At 63.6% G+C, this 18,281-nt stretch carries 17 protein-coding genes, 1 other RNA gene and 1 pseudogene; 9 read left to right on the forward strand and 10 right to left on the reverse strand.

Going from position 1 to position 18,281, the window contains the following annotated elements:
* Positions 1-49: 49 nt before the first annotated feature.
* The 4 genes from ACQKQA_RS22200 to ACQKQA_RS22215 all read right to left on the reverse strand — a co-directional run bounded on the left by ACQKQA_RS22200 (position 50) and on the right by ACQKQA_RS22215 (position 5,433).
* Positions 50-1,168 (reverse strand): ABC transporter permease, encoded by a 1,119-nt coding sequence (locus tag ACQKQA_RS22200; RefSeq protein WP_427562430.1) that lies wholly within the window; start codon positions 1,166-1,168, stop codon positions 50-52.
* The gene (gene rbbA / locus ACQKQA_RS22205; protein ID WP_427562432.1) at positions 1,168-3,888 is read right to left on the reverse strand and encodes a ribosome-associated ATPase/putative transporter RbbA; all 2,721 of its coding nucleotides are present in this window, start codon (positions 3,886-3,888) and stop codon (positions 1,168-1,170) included. Before rbbA ends, ACQKQA_RS22200 begins: the two co-directional genes overlap by 1 nt.
* Entirely contained in the window at positions 3,885-4,850 is a 966-nt protein-coding gene (locus ACQKQA_RS22210) for an HlyD family secretion protein (RefSeq protein WP_427562435.1), read from the reverse strand. The genes rbbA and ACQKQA_RS22210 overlap by 4 nt, the downstream gene beginning before the upstream one ends.
* Before the next feature lie 133 nt (positions 4,851-4,983).
* Entirely contained in the window at positions 4,984-5,433 is a 450-nt protein-coding gene (locus ACQKQA_RS22215) for an EVE domain-containing protein (protein ID WP_427562438.1), read from the reverse strand.
* Between the two features lie 185 nt (positions 5,434-5,618).
* Between ACQKQA_RS22215 and ACQKQA_RS22220 the strand changes: the two genes are divergently transcribed.
* The gene (locus ACQKQA_RS22220; protein WP_427562441.1) at positions 5,619-5,765 is read left to right on the forward strand and encodes a hypothetical protein; all 147 of its coding nucleotides are present in this window, start codon (positions 5,619-5,621) and stop codon (positions 5,763-5,765) included.
* Positions 5,766-5,799: 34 nt separating this feature from the next.
* Here ACQKQA_RS22220 and ACQKQA_RS22225 read toward each other — a convergent pair whose 3' ends face one another.
* The 4 genes and pseudogenes from ACQKQA_RS22225 to ACQKQA_RS22240 all read right to left on the reverse strand — a co-directional run bounded on the left by ACQKQA_RS22225 (position 5,800) and on the right by ACQKQA_RS22240 (position 7,245).
* Positions 5,800-6,405, reverse strand: coding sequence for a 5-formyltetrahydrofolate cyclo-ligase (locus ACQKQA_RS22225; RefSeq protein WP_427562444.1), 606 nt, complete (start codon positions 6,403-6,405; stop codon positions 5,800-5,802).
* 108 nt (positions 6,406-6,513) lie between these two features.
* A non-coding RNA gene (ssrS, locus tag ACQKQA_RS22230) (6S RNA) lies at positions 6,514-6,692 on the reverse strand.
* 24 nt (positions 6,693-6,716) lie between these two features.
* Entirely contained in the window at positions 6,717-7,040 is a 324-nt protein-coding gene (locus tag ACQKQA_RS22235; protein WP_427562446.1) for a cell division protein ZapA, read from the reverse strand.
* Positions 7,037-7,245 (reverse strand): annotated as a pseudogene (locus ACQKQA_RS22240) (TIGR02449 family protein). Before ACQKQA_RS22240 ends, ACQKQA_RS22235 begins: the two are co-directional and overlap by 4 nt.
* A 140-nt stretch (positions 7,246-7,385) precedes the next feature.
* Between ACQKQA_RS22240 and ACQKQA_RS22245 the strand changes: the two are divergent.
* From ACQKQA_RS22245 to gcvH, 8 genes are all read left to right on the forward strand, one after another.
* Positions 7,386-7,940 carry a YecA family protein gene (locus ACQKQA_RS22245; RefSeq protein WP_427562449.1) on the forward strand — a complete coding sequence of 185 codons (555 nt, stop codon included), beginning with the start codon at positions 7,386-7,388 and terminating at the stop codon, positions 7,938-7,940.
* 27 nt (positions 7,941-7,967) lie between these two features.
* Positions 7,968-9,302, forward strand: a complete 1,335-nt coding sequence (pepP, locus tag ACQKQA_RS22250; RefSeq protein ID WP_427562451.1) for a Xaa-Pro aminopeptidase — start codon at positions 7,968-7,970, stop codon at positions 9,300-9,302.
* Positions 9,299-10,486, forward strand: a complete 1,188-nt coding sequence (ubiH, locus tag ACQKQA_RS22255; protein WP_427562453.1) for a 2-octaprenyl-6-methoxyphenyl hydroxylase — start codon at positions 9,299-9,301, stop codon at positions 10,484-10,486. The genes pepP and ubiH overlap by 4 nt, the downstream gene beginning before the upstream one ends.
* A 118-nt stretch (positions 10,487-10,604) precedes the next feature.
* Positions 10,605-11,822 carry a 2-octaprenyl-3-methyl-6-methoxy-1,4-benzoquinol hydroxylase gene (locus tag ACQKQA_RS22260; protein WP_427562490.1) on the forward strand — a complete coding sequence of 406 codons (1,218 nt, stop codon included), beginning with the start codon at positions 10,605-10,607 and terminating at the stop codon, positions 11,820-11,822.
* 118 nt (positions 11,823-11,940) lie between these two features.
* Complete coding sequence (locus tag ACQKQA_RS22265; protein ID WP_427562455.1) at positions 11,941-12,942, forward strand: extracellular solute-binding protein; 1,002 nt, start codon at positions 11,941-11,943, stop codon at positions 12,940-12,942.
* Positions 12,943-13,037: 95 nt separating this feature from the next.
* Positions 13,038-14,654: an ABC transporter permease gene (locus ACQKQA_RS22270; RefSeq protein ID WP_427562458.1), complete on the forward strand. Its 1,617-nt coding sequence runs from the start codon at positions 13,038-13,040 to the stop codon at positions 14,652-14,654.
* 156 nt (positions 14,655-14,810) lie between these two features.
* A complete protein-coding gene (gene gcvT, locus ACQKQA_RS22275; protein WP_427562461.1) occupies positions 14,811-15,893 on the forward strand; it encodes a glycine cleavage system aminomethyltransferase GcvT in 1,083 nt (360 codons plus the stop codon).
* Positions 15,894-15,943: 50 nt separating this feature from the next.
* Positions 15,944-16,327 carry a glycine cleavage system protein GcvH gene (gene gcvH / locus ACQKQA_RS22280; RefSeq protein WP_427562463.1) on the forward strand — a complete coding sequence of 128 codons (384 nt, stop codon included), beginning with the start codon at positions 15,944-15,946 and terminating at the stop codon, positions 16,325-16,327.
* Positions 16,328-16,422: 95 nt separating this feature from the next.
* Here gcvH and ACQKQA_RS22285 read toward each other — a convergent pair whose 3' ends face one another.
* Positions 16,423-17,142: a hypothetical protein gene (locus tag ACQKQA_RS22285; RefSeq protein WP_427562466.1), complete on the reverse strand. Its 720-nt coding sequence runs from the start codon at positions 17,140-17,142 to the stop codon at positions 16,423-16,425.
* Between the two features lie 196 nt (positions 17,143-17,338).
* Complete coding sequence (locus tag ACQKQA_RS22290; protein WP_427562469.1) at positions 17,339-18,022, reverse strand: hypothetical protein; 684 nt, start codon at positions 18,020-18,022, stop codon at positions 17,339-17,341.
* Between the last annotated feature and the right edge of the window lie 259 nt (positions 18,023-18,281).

Here is an 18,281-nt window from a genome sequence, read left to right on the forward strand (position 1 = left end):
CTGATCGTGAGCAAGCTTCGCACCTACACGTTGCAGGTATATTCCGCGTTCAGGACGCCAGGCTCCGGCGAAACCGCGCCAGGGCGATGCCGAAGAACAGCAGGCCGATCGCCGCCAGGGCCAGCAGGTCGGGCCAGACCACCCGGATGCCGGCATCGCGAAACAGGATCGCGGCGCTGAGGCTGACGAAGTGGGTCGACGGCGAGCCCTGCATCACCCATTGCAGCCATTGGGGCATGCTGTCCAGCGGGGTGGTACCGCCCGACAGCAACAGCATCGGGATAATCACCGGAATCGACAGCAAGCCGAATTGCGGGGTCGAACGCGCCAGGGTGGCGAGAAAGATCCCCAGCGCGGTGCTGGCGAACAGGTAAAGCGCCGTCACGCCGAGGAACAGCGTCAGCGACCCGGCCAGCGGCACTCCCAGCACGCCTTTGACTATCACTTCCAGCGACAGCCAGGTGCAGAGCACCACCACCAGCATGTTGCTCCAGACCTTCGCCAGCATGATTTCCAGGGCCGTCAGCGGCAGCACCAGCAGATGGTCGAGGGTGCCGTGCTCGCGCTCGCGCAGCAGCGCCGTGCCGGTCAGGACAATCGCCAAGATGGTGATGTTGTTGACGATCTGGATCACCGCCAGGAACCAGCCACCCTGCAGATTGGTGTTGAACAGCGCGCGGCTGGTCAACTGCGCCGGCACCTGCCTGGCCGGGGTGGCCTGGCTGCCGTAACTGAGCAGCTCGCGCTGGAAAATCCGTCCGATATAGCCGGCGCCCATGAAGGCCTGGCTCATGGCCGTGGCGTCGATGTTCACCTGCACGCTGGGTTGGCGTCCGGCCAGCAGGTCGCTCTGGAAGTTGGCCGGCACATTGATGACGAAGGTGAACCGGCCGCTGTCCAGGACCTGGTCCAGTTGGTCGTAGGGCAGCGGCACCGGGGCCTGGAACTCGGGTGGTTGCAGGGCCTCGGCCAGTTGGCGGGAAAGCTGGCTGTGGTCCTCGTCCACCAGCGCCACGCTGGCGTTGTGCACACCGATCACCGAGCCGGCCGCGGGCATGTAGATGGCCACGGTGAAGGCGTACAGCAGGAACAGCAGCAACACGCTGTCGTGGCGCAGGCTGGTGAGTTCCTTGATGCCCAGGCGCAGGATGTGGCTGAAACGGTGCATCAGGCCTCCTGTTTTTTCAGCATCGCCAGGCTCAGCCCGGTGAATCCGAGGAAAAAGCCGAACAGCGCCAGGCACTGTGGCCACAGCTGGCGCAGGTCCAGGGCCTTGGTGAAGGTGCCCACGGCAATGTCGAGGAAGTAGCCGGAAGGAAACAGCTGCCCCATCAGCGCTGCGGCCCCGTCCAGGGACGAGCGCGGCACGATCAGCCCGGAGAACTGGATGGTCGGCAGGCTGGTGATGATCATGGTGCCGAGGATCGCCGCGATCTGGGTGCGGGTGAAGGCCGAAATCAGCAGCCCCATGCTGGTGGTCGCCAGCACGTAGAGCAGGCCGCCGAAGGCCAGGGTCAGGCCGCTGCCCTTGAACGGTACGCCGAACAGCCAGCGGTTCATGGCCGCCAGCAGCGCCAGGTTGATCAGGCTCAGGCCCAGGTAGGGCGCCTGCTTGCCCAGGAGAAACTCCAGGCGCTTGAGCGGGGTGGCGTAGAAGTTGGTGATCGAGCCCAGCTCCTTCTCACGGACGATACCCAGGGCCGTGAGCATCGCCGGGATGAACGCCAGGATCAGCGCCATCACCCCGGGGCCGATGGCATTCACGCTGACCACGTCCTGGTTGTAGCGAAAGCGGGTTTCCAGCCTGGCCGCGGGCGGTTGCCCCAGGGCCGGGCTGCTGCGTTCGGCCAGCTCTTCCAGGTTGGCCTGGTGCACGGCTTCTACATAGTTGCGGCTGGTTTCGGCGCGGAACGGCATGCCGCCGTCGAGCCAGGCGGCCACCACGGGCTGGCGCCCGGCATACAGGTCGCGGCCGAACCCGGGAGGAATCTCCAGGGCCAGCTTGATCTCCGAGCGTTGCAGGCGCCGGTGCAGTTCGGCGGCGTCGCGGATCGGCCGCTGCTCCTTGAAGTAGCGGGAGCTGCGGAAGGCCTCCAGGTACGCGCGGCTTTGCGGTGTCTGGTCCTGGTCGTAGACGGCGAAGGCGAGGTTCTCCACGTCCAGGGAAATGCCGTAGCCAAAGATCACCATCATGAACAGGGCACCGAGCAAGGCGAACGCCAGGCGCACCCGGTCGCGCAGCAGCTCCTTGCCTTCGCGGGTGGCCACGGCGCTCAGGCGCGACAGGCTGAAGCGTCGCCGATCGCCACGGATCGCGCCAGCGGCCTCGGGCTGAGGATTGGCCGGGGGCGGCGGTTCCACCGTGCCCTGGGCTTGCTCCAGGCAGCGGACGAAGGCGGCTTCCAGGGTGTCGCCGGCGAATTGCCGTTGCAGGGCGGCCGGCGTGTCGCAGGCCAGCACCTTGCCGGCGTGCATCAGCGAGATCCGGTCGCAGCGCTGGGCTTCGTTCATGAAGTGCGTGGAGAGAAAGATGGTCACCCCTTGTTCCCGCGACAGTTCGATCAACAGCCGCCAGAAATCGTCCCGGGCCGCCGGGTCCACGCCCGAGGTCGGTTCGTCGAGGATCAGCACTTCCGGGCGGTGCAGCACCGCCACGGCCAGGGACAGGCGCTGGCGCAACCCCAGGGGCAGGGCGCCGGAGGGTTGCTCGGCAATCTCATCGAGGTCGAAGCGCTGGATCAACTCTTCGATGCGCGGGCCGCTCTCGGCCTGGGGCAGGTCGAACAGCCGGGCGTGCAGTACCAGGTTCTGGCGCACGCTGAGCTCGCCATACAGGGAAAAGCTCTGGGACATGAAGCCCACCCGCTTGCGGGTGGCCAGGTCCTTGGCGTCCACCGGGTTGCCCAGCAACTTGGCGCTGCCCTCGGTGGCCGGCATCAGGCCGGTCAGGACCTTCATGGTGGTGGTCTTGCCGCAGCCGTTGGAGCCGAGAAAACCGAAAATCTCGCCGCGGCCGATGGCGAAGCTGACCTTGTTCACCGCGGTGAAATCGCCGAAACGCAGGGTCAGTTCATGGGCCTCGATGGCGATCTGCTGATCGCTGGCGGTTCTGGGCGGGATCGCCAGCGGCTGGCTGTCCTGCCCGCTGTCGCCCTGGAAGTGGGTGAAGGCCTCATCCAGCTTGCCGCTGGGCGTGACGCTGGCCAGCTCGCGGCTCAAGCCCTGGGCAATCAGCCGGCCGCGGTCGAGCATCAGGCAGTGCTCGAACTGCTCGGCTTCCTCCATATAGGCCGTGGCCACCAGCAGCGTCAGTTGCGGGCGCTGCCGGCGCACTTCTTCCACCAGCTCCCAGAAGCGCCGGCGAGACAGCGGATCGACGCCGGTGGTGGGCTCGTCGAGGATCAGCAGGTCCGGCTCATGGATCAGTGCGCAGCACAGCCCGAGCTTCTGTTTCATGCCGCCGGAGAGTTTGCCCGCGGGCCGTTCGCCGAAGCGCAGCAGGTCGGTGGCCAGCAGCAGGTTGTGCATGCGCTGTTCGCATTCGCTTTTCGACAGGCCGAACAGGGTGGCGAAGAAGCGGATGTTTTCCTGGATCGACAGATCGGGGTACAGGTTGCCGCCCAGGCCCTGGGGCATGAAGGCGATCCGCGCATACAGGCTGTTGCGATGCCGGCGTTGTTCGATGGAGCCGCCGAGCACCTGCAGTTCGCCCTGCTGCAGCTTTTTCACCCCGGCGATCAACCCCAGCAGGCTCGACTTGCCGGCGCCATCCGGGCCGATCAGCCCGCAGCGGGTGCCGCTGGGCAGGCTGAAGGCGAGGTCGACCAGGGCTTGTCGCGAGCCGTAGCGGTGCTGGATGCCCGTGGCGTACAGCGCCAGCCCGTTCATTGCAGGTTGGCCGGCCAGCCCACCTCAGCCGTGCGCACGTAACCGGCGCCGGGCATGCCCGGCTTGGCCTGCGGCACGGCGCTGGGTTGGGTCAGCCGCAGCTTGACGCGGAACACCAGCTTCTGGCGTTCGTCGCGGGTTTCCACTTCCTTGGGGGTGAATTGGGACTTGGCCGCGACAAAGCTGATTTTCGCCGGCAGTGGTTGGTCGGGCAGGGCGTCGAGCAGGATCCGCGCGTCGCTGCCGACCGCCAGGCGGCCGGTGACCGAGGCGGACAGATAGAGGTTCATGTACTGGTCGCTCGGGTCGATCAGCCGCAACACTCGGCCACCGGCGCCCAGCACTTCGCCCGGTTCGGCCAGGCGCAGCTGGATGATGCCGTCGATGGGCGCGCGCAGGCTGCTGTCGTCGATTTCGCTGGTCAACTGGGCAACTTGCGCCTGGGCCGAGCCGATGGCGGCGCGCACGGCGGCGACCTGGGCCTGGGCTGCCTGGACGGCCGCGTTACCGGTGTTCAGGCGAGCTTGTTGCTGGTCGATGATCTGCTGGCTGGCGAAGCCGCGCCTGAACAGTTCCTGGGAGCGCTTGAGCTCCTGGGTGGCCAGCAGCAGTTCGCTCTGGCGCAGTTGCACGTTGGCTTCGGCTGCCGTGAGGTTTTCCCGGGTGCGCACCACATCGGCCTCGGCCTGGGCGCGCTGGGCTTCCAGGGTGCGGGTGTCCATGCGCGCCAGCAGCTGGTCCTTGGTTACCTTGTCGCCTTCGTCGACCAGCACTTCGGCCAGGCGCCCGGGGGTCTTGCTGGCGATCTGCACTTCGGTGGCTTCCAGTCGGCCGTTGCCCATGTTCAGGCCTTCGGGCAGGCGGTCGAGCCTGGATTTCCAGTAACCGACGCAGCCGGCGATCAACAGCAGGGCCAGCAAGGCGCAGGCAAAAAGACGGGAGGAACGGTGATTCGTCGACATTGAGGCATCCCAGCAGCTATAGCGTCCTAGTCTGGCGGCTCAAGCCTCGGGGCGGCTTGATGTCCGTCAAATGAACGGGCAAGCCTAGTTGGTTGTGCGCGGGATGCCTGGATAAATGTCGATTGTGGGCTACTCAGCGCAGTGCCAGCACCGCCGCCCATTGCTCGGCGGTCACCGGCATCACGGACAGCCGGCTGCCTTTCTGCACCAGGGGCAGTTCGGCGAGGGCGGTCTGCTGTTTCAGGTAGTCCAGGCGCAGCACCTTGGGAAAGGTCTCGACGTAGGCCACGTCGACGGCGCTCCAGGCGTTTTTCTCGACGCTGGCCTTGGGGTCGAAATGCGGGTTGTCCGGCTCCAGGGCGGTCGGGTCGGGGTAGGCGGCCTCGATGATCTGGCCGATCCCGGCAATGCCTGGCTCCGGGCAACTGGAGTGATAGAAGAAGAACTGGTCGCCCACCGCCATGTTCCGCAGGAAATTGCGCGCCTGGTAGTTGCGTACACCGTCCCAGCGCGCCCGGTTCTGGATCCCGAGACCCTCGATCGAGAGTTCGTCCGGTTCGGATTTCATCAGCCAATAAGCCATCTTTTTGGGTCTCCTGAGGGATGGATGGGCGATTTCATGACAAACCGACGGTCGGTTGACGTCAGCATTTGCGTGTCGGTTCACGTTATCGCAGAATGCCGGAATTTTAAGCTTGACGCTGCTGCACGGCCTGTTGTGGAAACCGTTGCTGTCATCGCGTGTGATTTGCCTGAGGGGGGCAATCGATGCAACGCAAACCGGATTTACTATGGATTTTGGTTATTTTGTTCGGTTTGGGCGTAGTGACAACCGGTTATGCGCAGAGCCTGTGGGCCAACAAGACCGAGGCCCCGGTCGAACTCACGCAACAGCAGCAGCCTTACAAGCGTTGATCCCCGCCTGGGCGTCGCTATTTGTCAGTGGCGCCTACTTCGCGAAGTACCATTTCCTGCTGGTCACCGTTGCTTGCAACGGTACATCCCAGCTCGCCTGATCCAGTTTCGCGACTTTCTGACATTCGTGGGCCAGCCCCAGCAGCGTCGGCTTGCGCCAGTTTTTGCGCCGCGCCAGATAAGCCAGGCTGCGGTCATAGAAACCACCCCCCATGCCCAGGCGTCCGCCTGTCTCGTCGAAGCCGACCAAAGGCAACAGCACCAGATCCAGCGCCCAGACTTTGCGTTGTCGGGCCAGGTTCACCCGTGGTTCGGGGATGCGGAAGCGGTTGGGCCGCAGTTTTTCCCCCGGGCGCACGCGCTGGAACACCATCTTGGTCCGTGGCCAGGCGTTGAGCACCGGCAGGTAAGTCGCCTTGCCCCGGCGCTGCGCGGCACGCAGCAGTGGGCGCGGGTCGATTTCACCGTCCATGGGCAGGTAAAGGGATATGTGCCGGGCGCGGCGGAACAGCGGATGCTGCGCCAGCTGCCGATACAGCCCGCGGGCGGCCTGGTGTTGTTCGCTGGCGGTGAGGGCGCGGCGGGCCTTGCGCAGCATGCGTCGAAGTTGCGGGCGGGAAAGCGGCGCCGGTTCGGTCATGGTCACTCGGGTCCAGGCAGGGTAGGCAGGACAGCGTACCGCTAAACAACCCCGGAGCCGAAAAGAAAAATGCCAGCTATGGGCATAGCTGGCATTGATCTGGAATTCAGGCTCCCCGGATGAACCGCTGTCGACTTAGCCCTTGAACCCGAAAGTTCAAGGCGGAAGATGCAGTAGGCGTTAAGGCTTTCCGTCTAGCGGACATGCACACCGGCCCAACGTGCAACTTCCAGGGTAGTGCAAATCGGCTCAGGGACATCGCCAACTGGCAAGCACCCCAGGGAGTGGCGAGGATTATACCGCAACCACCCTCAGGAATCAGCCTTGGTTGTGTCGGTATCGCTAGCGAGCACCAGGTCCACGCGTTCGAGCAGGTCGCGCACCTGTTCGCGGGTCGAGCCGCTGGCCTGGATATCGGGGCGATCCTGCTTGTGCAGCAGGTCGTGGGTGATATTGAGGGCGGCCATCACGGCGATGCGGTCGGCGCCGATGACTTTGCCGCTGCTGCGGATCTCGCGCATCTTGCCATCCAGGTACCGGGCGGCGCTCACCAGATTGCTGCGTTCTTCCTGGGGGCAGATGATCGAATATTCTTTGTCGAGGATCTGCACGGTAACGCTATTGCTTGAACTCATGAGTCTTGCTCCAGGGCCTTGAGGCGCGAAATCATCGATTCGACCTTACGCCGGCGATTTCGTTTTTTTCAATGAGGTGCGCGCGTTCCTCGCGCCAAGTCTTTTCCTGAGCTAATAAGAGTGCGTTTTGACTCTTTAGTTGCTCCACCCGGTCAATTAGCAGTTCGAGTCTGGCCATCAGCGCTTGCAGGTCGGTGTCTTCCATTGGATCCCACTGAATTTGTCTGATGAGTGGCAACTGCCTGGGCAAACGAGTTGACGGCCTCGATGGTCTTGGCGCGTCTGCCGATGCTAGGATACAAGGCCTTCATTCTAGACATTGCGCCGCTTGGCGCCTAGCTGCCCATGCCCATTCAGAATTCCCCGTACAACGCTTTCGCCACCCTGCTCAGCAGCGGTCACCCTGTTTCGCCCGCAGAATTGCATGGCCTGTTGCTGGGTCGCAGTTGCGCCGGCGCGGGTTTCGAAGTCGACGGCTGGCTGATCGACGCCGCCGAGGTGCTCGAAGGCGAGCCGCAGGACAATGTCCGCAACGCCCTGATCGGCCTGCAGGAAATGGTCAAGGGCGAGCTGACCAGCGACGACATGACCGTCGTCCTGTTGCTGCCCTCCGACGACGCGCCGCTGGCCGAACGTGCCGCCGCGCTGGGCCAATGGTGCCAGGGCTTCCTCACCGGCTTCGGCCTGAACTCCCGCGACAGCAGCGCCCTGAGCGCCGAGGCCACGGAAGTGTTGCAGGACCTTGCCGCGATCGCCCAGGTCCAGGACGCGCTGGAAGAATCCGACGACGGCGAAAGCGACTACATGGAAGTGATGGAATACCTGCGGGTTGCGCCGTTGCTGCTGTTCACCGAAACCAACAAGACGGTTGCACCGGCCGCCAAGCCTTCTCTGCACTGATCGCTCGATAGGGAAATCCGTCTGCCCATGATCCATATCCCGAAATCGGAATACACCCGCCGCCGCAAGGCGCTCATGGCGCAGATGGAACCCAACAGCATCGCGATCCTGCCGGCCGCCGCCGTGGCGATCCGCAATCGCGACGTCGAGCATGTCTACCGTCAGGACAGCGATTTCCAGTACCTCAGCGGCTTCCCCGAACCCCAGGCGGTGATCGTGCTGATCCCCGGGCGCGAGCATGGCGAGTACATCCTGTTCTGCCGCGAACGCAACGCCGAGCGCGAGCTCTGGGACGGCCTGCGGGCCGGCCAGGAAGGGGCGATTCGCGATTACGGCGCCGACGATGCCTTCCCCATCACCGATATCGACGACATCCTGCCGGGCCTGATCGAAGGCCGGGACCGGGTGTATTCGGCCATGGGCAGCAACCCCGAGTTCGATCGCCACCTGATGGAGTGGATCAACGTGATTCGCTCCAAGGCCCATCTGGGGGCCCAGCCACCGAACGAATTCGTTGCCCTGGATCATCTGCTGCACGACATGCGCCTGTATAAATCGGCGGCGGAGGTGAAGGTGATGCGCGAGGCCGCGCGGATTTCCGCCCAGGCCCATGTGCGCGCCATGCAGGCCAGCCGCGCCGGCCTGTACGAGTTCAGCCTGGAGGCCGAGCTGGATTACGAATTCCGTCGGGGCGGAGCGAAGATGCCGGCCTACGGGTCGATCGTCGCGGCCGGGCGCAACAGTTGCATCCTGCATTACCAGCAGAACGATGCGTTGCTCAAGGACGGCGATCTGGTGCTGATCGACGCCGGTTGCGAGATCGATTGTTATGCCAGCGATATCACCCGCACCTGGCCGGTGAATGGCAAGTTCTCCGCCGAACAGAAGGCGATCTACGAGTTGGTGCTGGCTTCCCAGGAAGCTGCATTTGCCGAGATCGCCCCCGACAAGCACTGGAACCAGGCCCATGAGGCGACCGTCCGGGTGATCACCGCGGGGCTGGTCGGTCTGGGGTTGCTGGAAGGCGAAGTGGACGAGTTGATCGCCAGCGAAGCCTACAAGGCGTTTTACATGCACCGCGCCGGCCACTGGCTGGGCATGGATGTGCATGACGTCGGCGAATACAAGGTCGGCGGTGAGTGGCGGGTGCTGGAAGTCGGCATGGCCCTCACGGTCGAGCCGGGCATCTACATCGCGCCGGACAACCAGAACGTGGCGAAGAAATGGCGCGGCATTGGCGTGCGCATCGAGGATGACGTGGTGGTAACCAAGCAAGGCTGTGAAATTCTCACCGGCGGCGTGCCCAAGACCGTGGCCGAGATCGAGGCACTGATGGCCGCCGCCCGGACCTGCGCGGCATGAACCGGGTCAATCTGGCGATCATCGGTGGCGGCCTGGTCGGTGCCAGCCTGGCTCTGGCCCTGCAGGCCGGCGCCAAGGCGCGCGGCTGGAAGATCGTGCTGATCGAGCCGTTCGCCCCGGGCAACAGCTATCAGCCCAGCTACGACGCGCGTTCTTCGGCGCTGTCGTTCGGCGCGCGGCAGATCTATCAGCGGCTGGGCCTGTGGCAGGAAATTTCCCGTCGCGCCGAGCCGATCAAACAGATCCATGTGTCCGACCGCGGGCGGTTTTCCACCGCGCGGCTGTCGGCCATGGAGGAGGGCGTGCCCGCCCTGGGTTATGTGGTGGAAAACGCCTGGCTCGGCCAATGCCTGTGGCAGGGGCTGGACAAGGACGTGGTCAGCTGGCGCTGCCCGGCCGAAGTCACGCGCATGGAACCGTTGGAAGACGGCTATCGCCTGACCCTCAACGATGAAACCAGCCTGGACTGCGAGCTGGCGGTATTGGCCGACGGCGGTCGCTCCGGGCTGCGCGAACAGTTGGGGATCGGGGTGCGCAAACGCCCGTACAACCAGAGTGCGCTGATCGCCAATATCACCCCGAGCGAAGCCCATAACGGCATGGCCTTCGAGCGCTTCACCGACGACGGGCCGATGGCCCTGCTACCGCTGCCGGAGAACCGCTGCGCACTGGTCTGGACCCGCCAGGGCATGGACGCGCAGCGTCTCGCCGCGCTGGACGAGCGCAGCTTCCTCAGCGAATTGCAGGGGGTCTTCGGTTATCGCCTGGGCACCCTGAAGCAAGTGGGGGCGCGGCATCTTTACCCGCTGTCGCTGGTGGAGGCGGAGGAACAGGTGCGCCCGCATCTGGTGGTGCTGGGCAACGCGGCCCATAGCCTGCACCCGATCGCCGGGCAGGGGTTCAACCTGTCACTGCGCGACGCCCAGGCCTTGGCCGACGCCTTGCTGGTCAGCCCGACGGCGCCGGGCGACTTCAGTATCTTGCAGGCCTACCGCGAGCGGCAGCGCCTGGACCAGGACCTGACCGTGGGCTTTTCCGACCAGGTCACCCGGTTGTTCGGCAGCAAGCTGCCGCTGGTGTCCCTGGGGCGCAATATCGGGCTGCTGGGCCTGGATCTGCTGCCACCTGCCAAGCGCTGGTTCGCGCGGCAAGCCATGGGGCTGGGCACCCGTCCCGATGCGTGAGTGGCCAGGCTGTCGATTGGGCAGCGCTGCGCACAGTGTCGAGCCCCAGGTGGTGCGGTTCGACAAAACCTTTTACCGGCGGCGCAAGCCGCGAGCGAGACAGGCTTAAAGCATGGAAATGCGTGCAGATCTGCTGATTGTCGGGGCCGGAATGGTCGGGAGCGCCCTGGCGCTGGCGTTGCAGGACAGTGGCCTGGAAGTGCTGCTGCTCGATGGCAGCCCGCTGAAGGTCAAACCCTTCGACGACGAGGCACCGTTCGAGCCGCGGGTGAGTGCGTTGTCGGCGGCCAGCCAGCGGATTCTCGAGCGTCTGGGTGTCTGGGAAGGGGTGACCCGGCGGCGTAGCAGCCCCTATTCCGAGATGCAGGTCTGGGACGGCAGCGGCACCGGGCAGATTCATTTCTCGGCCGCCAGCGTGCACGCCGAAGTGCTGGGTCATATCGTGGAGAACCGCGTGGTCCAGGACGCGCTGCTGGAGCGCCTGCACAACTGCGACATCGGCCTGTTGGCCAACGCCCGCCTGGAGCAGATGCGCCGTTCCGGCGACGACTGGCTGCTGACCCTGGCCGACGGCCGCAGCCTGCGCGCGCCGCTGGTGATCGCCGCCGACGGCGCCCATTCGGCGGTGCGGCGCCTGACCGGCTGCGCGACCCGCGAATGGGATTACCTGCATCACGCCATTGTCACCAGCGTGCGCTGCAGCGAGCCGCACCGGATGACCGCCTGGCAGCGTTTCACCGACAACGGCCCGTTGGCTTTCCTGCCGCTGGAGCGTGACGGGCAGCAGGACTGGTGTTCGATTGTCTGGTCGACCACGCCAAGCGAGGCCGAGCGCCTGATGGCCCTGGACGACAACGACTTCTGCCGTGAACTGGAGCGCGCCTTCGAAGGCCGTCTGGGCTCGGTGCTGAGCGCCGACCCGCGGCTCTGCGTGCCGTTGCGCCAGCGGCATGCCAAGCGCTACGTCGCCGAAGGGCTGGCCCTGATCGGCGACGCGGCCCACACCATCCATCCGCTGGCCGGGCAGGGGGTCAACCTGGGCTTCCTCGATGCCGCGGTGCTGGCCGAGGTGCTGCTGCAAGCGGCCAGCCGCGGCGAACGCCTGGCCGACACCAAGGTGCTCAGCCGTTACGAGCGGCGACGCATGCCGCACAACCTGGCGCTGATGGCGGCGATGGAAGGCTTCGAGCGGTTGTTCCAGGCCGATCCGCTGCCGCTGCGCTGGTTGCGCAACACCGGATTGAAAATGGTCGACCAGATGCCCGAAGCCAAGGCGCTGTTCGTGCGTCAGGCGCTGGGCCTGAGCGGGGATCTGCCGGAGCTGGCCAGGGCCTGACCTCAAGGGCCCGGCGGTTCATGCAACATCTGGTAACGCCTCGGTTTCCTGTTCGGTTTGAGAAGGCAAATGCTAGTCCTTATCATTTGCTTCCCTTTGATTTCGAGAGACTGCTCCCATGTTGGCACCGAAGCGTCTACTGACCGCCCTGGCCCTCACCCTCATTGGCGGTACTGCCCAGGCAGCCGACGAAGTCGTGGTCTACTCCTCGCGCATCGACGAGCTGATCAAGCCGGTCTTCGATCTCTACACCCAGAAAACCGGGGTCCAGGTGAAGTTCATCACCGACAAGGAAGCGCCGCTGATGCAGCGGATCAAGGCCGAAGGCGAGAACGCCACCGCCGACCTGCTGCTCACCGTCGATGCCGGCAACCTGTGGCAGGCCGAGCAGATGGGCATCCTGCAGCCGTTCACCTCCAAGGTGGTCGACGCCAACATCCCGCCGCAGTACCGCGCTGCTTCCCACGCCTGGACCGGCCTGAGCCTGCGGGCGCGGACCATCGCCTATTCCACCGACCGGGTGAAACCGTCCGAGCTGTCCACCTACGAAGCCCTGGCCGACAAGCAGTGGGAAGGCCGCCTGTGCCTGCGCACGGCGAAGAAGGTCTACAACCAGTCGCTGACCGCCACCCTGATCGAAACCCACGGCGCGGCGAAAACCGAGGAAATCGTCAAGGGCTGGGTCAACAACCTGTCCACCGACGTGTTCTCCGACGACGTCGCGGTGCTCGAGGCGATCAACGCCGGCCAGTGCGACGTGGGCATCGTCAACACCTACTACTACGGCCGCCTGCACAAGCAGAAGCCGGAACTGCCGGTCAAACTGTTCTGGCCGAACCAGGGCGACCGCGGCGTGCACGTCAACCTGTCGGGCATCGGCCTGACCAAGCACGCGCCACATCCGGAAGCCGCCAAGGCCCTGGTGGAGTGGATGACCACCGCGGAGGCGCAGAAGATCTTCGCCGACGTGAACCAGGAATTCCCGGCCAACCCAAGCGTGCCGCCATCGGCCGAAGTGGCGGCCTGGGGCAAGTTCGTGGCCGACACCCTGCCGGTGGAAGTGGCCGGCAAGCGCCAGGCAGAAGCCATTCGCCTGATGGACCGTGCTGGCTGGAACTGATCCGCTGGTTATACTGCGCCCCGCCTTTGCGGGGCGTTTTATTTATCCGGTTCGCGATTGCCCTTTTACTGATCCACCTCGCCTGAGAGTTTGTCGTGGCCCATCCCGCCCAACGCCGCTGGTACCCGCTGGTTTTCGCCGTCGCCGCCCTGGTGCTGCTGCCGCTGAGCGTGCTGCTGCTGTCATGGCAGGCGGTCGACCAGCAGATCTGGTCGCACCTGTGGGACACCCAGATGCCGCGCCTGCTGGGCAATACCCTGACCCTGGTGCTGGGCGTGGGCGTGGGTGTGACGCTGCTGGGGGTGAGCCTGGCCTGGCTGACCAGCCTCTGCGAATTCCCCGGGCGCCGCTGGCTGGACTGGGCGCTGATGCTGCCCTTCGCGATTCCGGCCTATGTGCTGGCCTTTGTCTTCGTCGGCCTGCTGGATTTTTCCGGCCCGGTGCAGACCCTGCTGCGAGAATGGTTCGGCACCGGCCTGCGCCTGCCGCGGGTGCGCTCCACCGGCGGGGTGATCCTGGTGCTGGTGCTGGTGTTCTACCCCTATGTGTATCTGCTGGCGCGTACCGCGTTCCTGGCCCAGGGCAAAGGCCTGATGGAAGCCGCGCGGGTGCTCGGGCAAACGCCCTGGCAGGCGTTCTGGCGCGTGGCCTTGCCCATGGCGCGGCCGGCCATTGGCGCCGGCGTGGCGCTGGCGCTGATGGAAACCCTGGCGGACTTCGGAGCGGTGGCGGTGTTCAACTTCGATACCTTCACCACCGCCATCTACAAGACCTGGTACGGCTTCTTCAGCCTGTCCAGCGCCGCGCAGCTGGCCAGCCTGTTGCTGCTGGCGGTGATGCTGGTGCTGTACGGCGAGCGCCGCGCCCGGGGCGCCAGCCGTTCCGGTAACGAGCGGCCGCGGGGCAAGGCGCTGTACCACCTGCATGGCGTCAAGGCCCTGGCGGCCACGGGCTGGTGTGTTCTGGTGTTCGCCTGCGCCTTCGTGATTCCGCTGCTGCAGCTGCTGGTGTGGTTCTGGCAGCGTGGCCGTTTCGACCTCGACGAGCGTTATGCCGGGCTGATCCTGCATACCCTGTACCTGGGCGCCATGGCGGCCCTGATCACGGTCAGCGTGGCCCTGTTGCTGGCGTTTGCCCGACGGCTGGCGCCGACCCGGGCGATCCGTTCCGGCGTCAGCCTGGCCAACCTCGGGTATGCCTTGCCGGGCTCGGTGCTGGCCGTGTCGATCATGCTGGCGTTCAGTTACCTGGACCGCGAGCTGGTGATCCCGCTGTCGGGCTGGCTCGGCGGGGCGGGCAAGCCGCTATTGCTGGGCAGCCTGGCGGCGTTATTGCTGGCATACCTGGTGCGTTTTATCGCAGTGGCCTACGGGCCGCTGGAAAGCAGCCTGGCGCGTATCCGGCCCTCGCTGCCGGAAGCGGCGCGCAGCCTGGGGGTCGGTGGGCCGCGACTGTTTTTCAAAGTGTATCTGCCGCTGTTGCTGCCCGGCACCCTGAGTGCCGCGCTGCTGGTGTTCGTCGATGTGCTCAAGGAAATGCCCGCCACCCTGCTGATGCGCCCGTTCGGCTGGGACACGCTGGCGGTGCGGATCTTCGAGATGACCAGCGAGGGTGAATGGTCGCGGGCGGCGCTGCCGGCCCTGACCCTGGTCCTGGTGGGATTGCTACCGGTGATTGGCCTGATTCGCCGCTCCGCTCATCGAATCGGTTAGGTGCCAGGGTCACACCTTGCAGCTACAATGCGCGGCATTCGGTGCGGGCGATCTTTCTGATCTGGTCGTCGTAGTTGTCTGAAAGCCATCTATTTCAAGGCTTTCAGCTCACAGGGCAACCGCCCGCACCTTCGCCACGCCCGGAAGGAGAAACCCATGGGACAGCGCACGCCTCTGTATGACCTTCATCTCGCCCTCGGCGCGAAGATGGTCGATTTTGGCGGTTGGGATATGCCTCTGCATTACGGCTCGCAGGTCGAGGAGCACCATCAGGTGCGACGCGATTGCGGGGTTTTCGATGTATCCCACATGACCGTGATCGATGTCGACGGACCCCAGGCCAAGGCCTGGCTCCAGTACCTGTTGGCCAATGATGTCGAACGCCTGCACAGCCCCGGCCGGGCCTTGTACAGCGCCATGCTCAACGAGCACGGCGGCATTGTCGACGACATGATCGTCTACCGCACCGAGGCCGGTTATCGCCTGGTGTTCAACGCCGCCACCCGCGACCAGGACATCGCCTGGATACACGCCCAGCTGGGCACCTTCCAGGTGCAACTGCACGAACGCACCGAGCTGGCGATGCTGGCTATCCAGGGGCCCCAGGCCCGACACAAGATCGCCGAACTGGTGACCCAGTCGCGCGGCACCCTGATCCAGCAACTCAAACCCTTCGAAGGCCAGGCCGATGGCGACTGGTTCATCGCGCGCACCGGCTACACCGGCGAGGATGGCCTGGAAATCGTCCTGCCCGCCGATCAGGCCCCAGCGTTCTTCAACGACCTGGTGGGTGCGGGCATTTCCCCGATCGGCCTCGGCGCCCGGGATACCCTGCGCCTGGAAGCCGGCATGAACCTCTACGGCCAGGACATTGACCAGGAGGTTTCACCGCTGGTGGCCAACATGGGCTGGAGCATCGCCTGGGAACCGGCGTCGCGTAAGTTCATCGGGCGCACGGCGCTGGAGGCCGAGCGCGCCCGTGGGGTGAAGCACAAACTGGTCGGCCTGGTGCTGGAAGAGCGTGGCGTGCTGCGGGCCCACCAGGTGGTGCGCATCGCCGATGTTGGCGAAGGGGAGATCACCAGTGGTAGTTTCTCTCCTACGCTTAGCAAATCGATCGCCTTGGCGCGGGTGCCCATGGCGACTGCCGACCGTGCCGAAGTGGAAATCCGTGGCAAGTGGTACCCGGTCCGGGTGGTCAAACCGACCTTCGTGCGTCATGGCAAAACCTTGATCTAACTTATTTCCGGCGGCAACACCGCTGACATTTCTTCTTGAGGACACAGAACATGAGCGATATCCCTGCTGACCTGCGTTTTGCCGAAAGTCACGAATGGGCCCGTCTGGAAGCCGATGGCACCGTGACCGTGGGCATCAGCGACCACGCCCAGGAAGCCCTGGGCGACGTGGTGTTCGTCGAGCTGACTGAAGTCGGTAACGTGTTCGGTGCTGGCGATGCGGCCGGTGTGGTCGAGTCGGTGAAAGCCGCTTCCGACATCTATGCGCCAGTGGCCGGCGAAGTGATCGCGGTCAACGAAGAGCTGAGCGCCAGCCCGGAGCTGCTCAACAGCGAGCCGTACGACGCCTGGATCTTCAAGCTCAAGCCAGCCAATGCCGCCGATCTTGAGAAGCTGCTCGACGCAGCCGGTTATAAGGCCGCTATCGGCGAATAATCGCTGGCGGCAGCAAGTCCGTTACATGAGCGCCGTGTTCCCCTTGTCGGGTACGCGGCGTTTTTCGTTCTACACAGGCATGAACGCTCGATACCTCAGGGGCTGGTCGAGCGGCGCAGCGTTCTGGCCTGCATCACGGCCCTGTCCACCCTGGCGTGCAGTGCCATGACTTCTTCTGTCGTCAGCCTCGCCATGGGTTCACCACTCACCCAGACACCACTGTTGGTGTAGGTGACGGTTTTGGTTTCTCCGTCATTCACGCTGACAACATAAGGGTTGGACAGGTTGCTGGGAATCAGCGTGCCCGCCGCCTGGGTCGGACCGAACCATAACTGGAACTCGTTTTGCGGTGTCATGGTGGCGACACCTATATTCATGCCGCCTGTGCAGTTCACCCAGAGGTTGAGTCCTGTTGAGTCCAGTAATATTTCGCTGGGGTTGGCCGGAAGTTGATTGTTTATTGAAACATCTCCCGGCGTACCGCCATTTCGTGCGGGGGTGAATACACCATATTGACTCAAAGTTGTTATTTGACCCGTATTGATGGGTAGGTTTTTTCCTCCTGAGGTAAAGTTGACGTCCCCCTGTTGCAGTGGAGTGTTCGTGAAATTGACCATGTAAGAGTTGCTGGTGATGTTGAGGGTGTTTTTATATTGATAGGTTGGTTGGTTCGGTGCGGCGAACGGAGGTTTTGACAGCCAGATAACGGTGAAGGAGTTATTCACTTTCTTGGCCAGGCAGAGGCTTTGGTTGTTTACCTTTTGTGCAACAAGTTGCTCTTCTTCAATATAAACGATGATGGTTTGATTGCTCATGGCTAATCTCACGTTTATCCCGTGGATGATTGCGCTGCAGTTCGACCAGGGCTTGGATACGTTCAATAAAAAACCCTGTAGATCCATGATGTACAGGGTTTTTTGCTTGAGCGGCGTTTGCGAGCCTAAGACTGCCCAGGGTATTGCGCAGTGCTCTGAGGGCTTTTAGCAACCGCTGCTCGATCCGCCCCGCGGACTATGCCGCGATCCCGACCCTGGCGTGCAGAGCCTTGATTTCGGCAGCGCTCAGGCGCTTGGCCGGTTCGCCGGTCACCCAGGTGCCACTGTCGGTGTAGGTAATGGTGGCGCTTTCGCCATCCTTCAGGGTGACTACATAGGGATTGGACAGGTTGACGGCGATCAGCGAGCCGGTTTCCTGAAGGTTGCCGAACCAGAGTTGGTATTGGCTTTTTGGGGTCAGCGTCGCGGTGCCGATGTTCATGCCGCTCTGACGGTTCACCCAGATGTTGTTGCCGTTGGAATCCAGCAGGATTTGATGCGGATTGCCTTGCAGCTGGTTGTTGATGAGGATGTCCGAGGGCACGCCGCCGTTCTTGGCCGGGGTGAACACACCGTTGGCATCGAGGGTGGTGATCTGGCCGGTGCTGATCGGCAGGTTCTTGCCGCCGGAGGTGAAGGTGACATCGCCACTGCTGACCGGGTCATTGGTGTAGTTGACCATGAACGACGGGGTGACGACATCGAAGGTGTTTCTATATTGGTAACTGGGGTTGTTGACAGTGGCAACAGGGCCCTTGGATTGCCAGATGACGGTGAAGTCATTGTTTACTTTCTTGGCCAGGTAAAGGCTGTAGTTGTTGTTCTTCTGGGCAATCAGTTGTTGTTCTTCGATGTACAGGATAATTTGCTGGCTGCTCATTTTATGAACTCCATTTCGGGTAAGTTGAAACATTGTTTTTGTTGCGGAGTTTTAAACTGGGTAGTGGCTTTTTGTCTCCACTGCCCAGTCCTAAGTAAACATAGCAGGCAAAAAGTTGACCTATAGAATCATTGGCTATTGTTGGGCGGGCAATCGAAGCTGCGGAAATTTAATATATTTATTCGTGCAGGTTTATCATGCGCTTACGTGTGTAATTAAAGTGAGCACTTCCGGGAGTCTGGTTTTTGGCGCAAAGAAT

Source organism: Pseudomonas sp. NPDC089530 (genome assembly GCF_050280705.1).
GTDB lineage: Bacteria > Pseudomonadota > Gammaproteobacteria > Pseudomonadales > Pseudomonadaceae > Aquipseudomonas.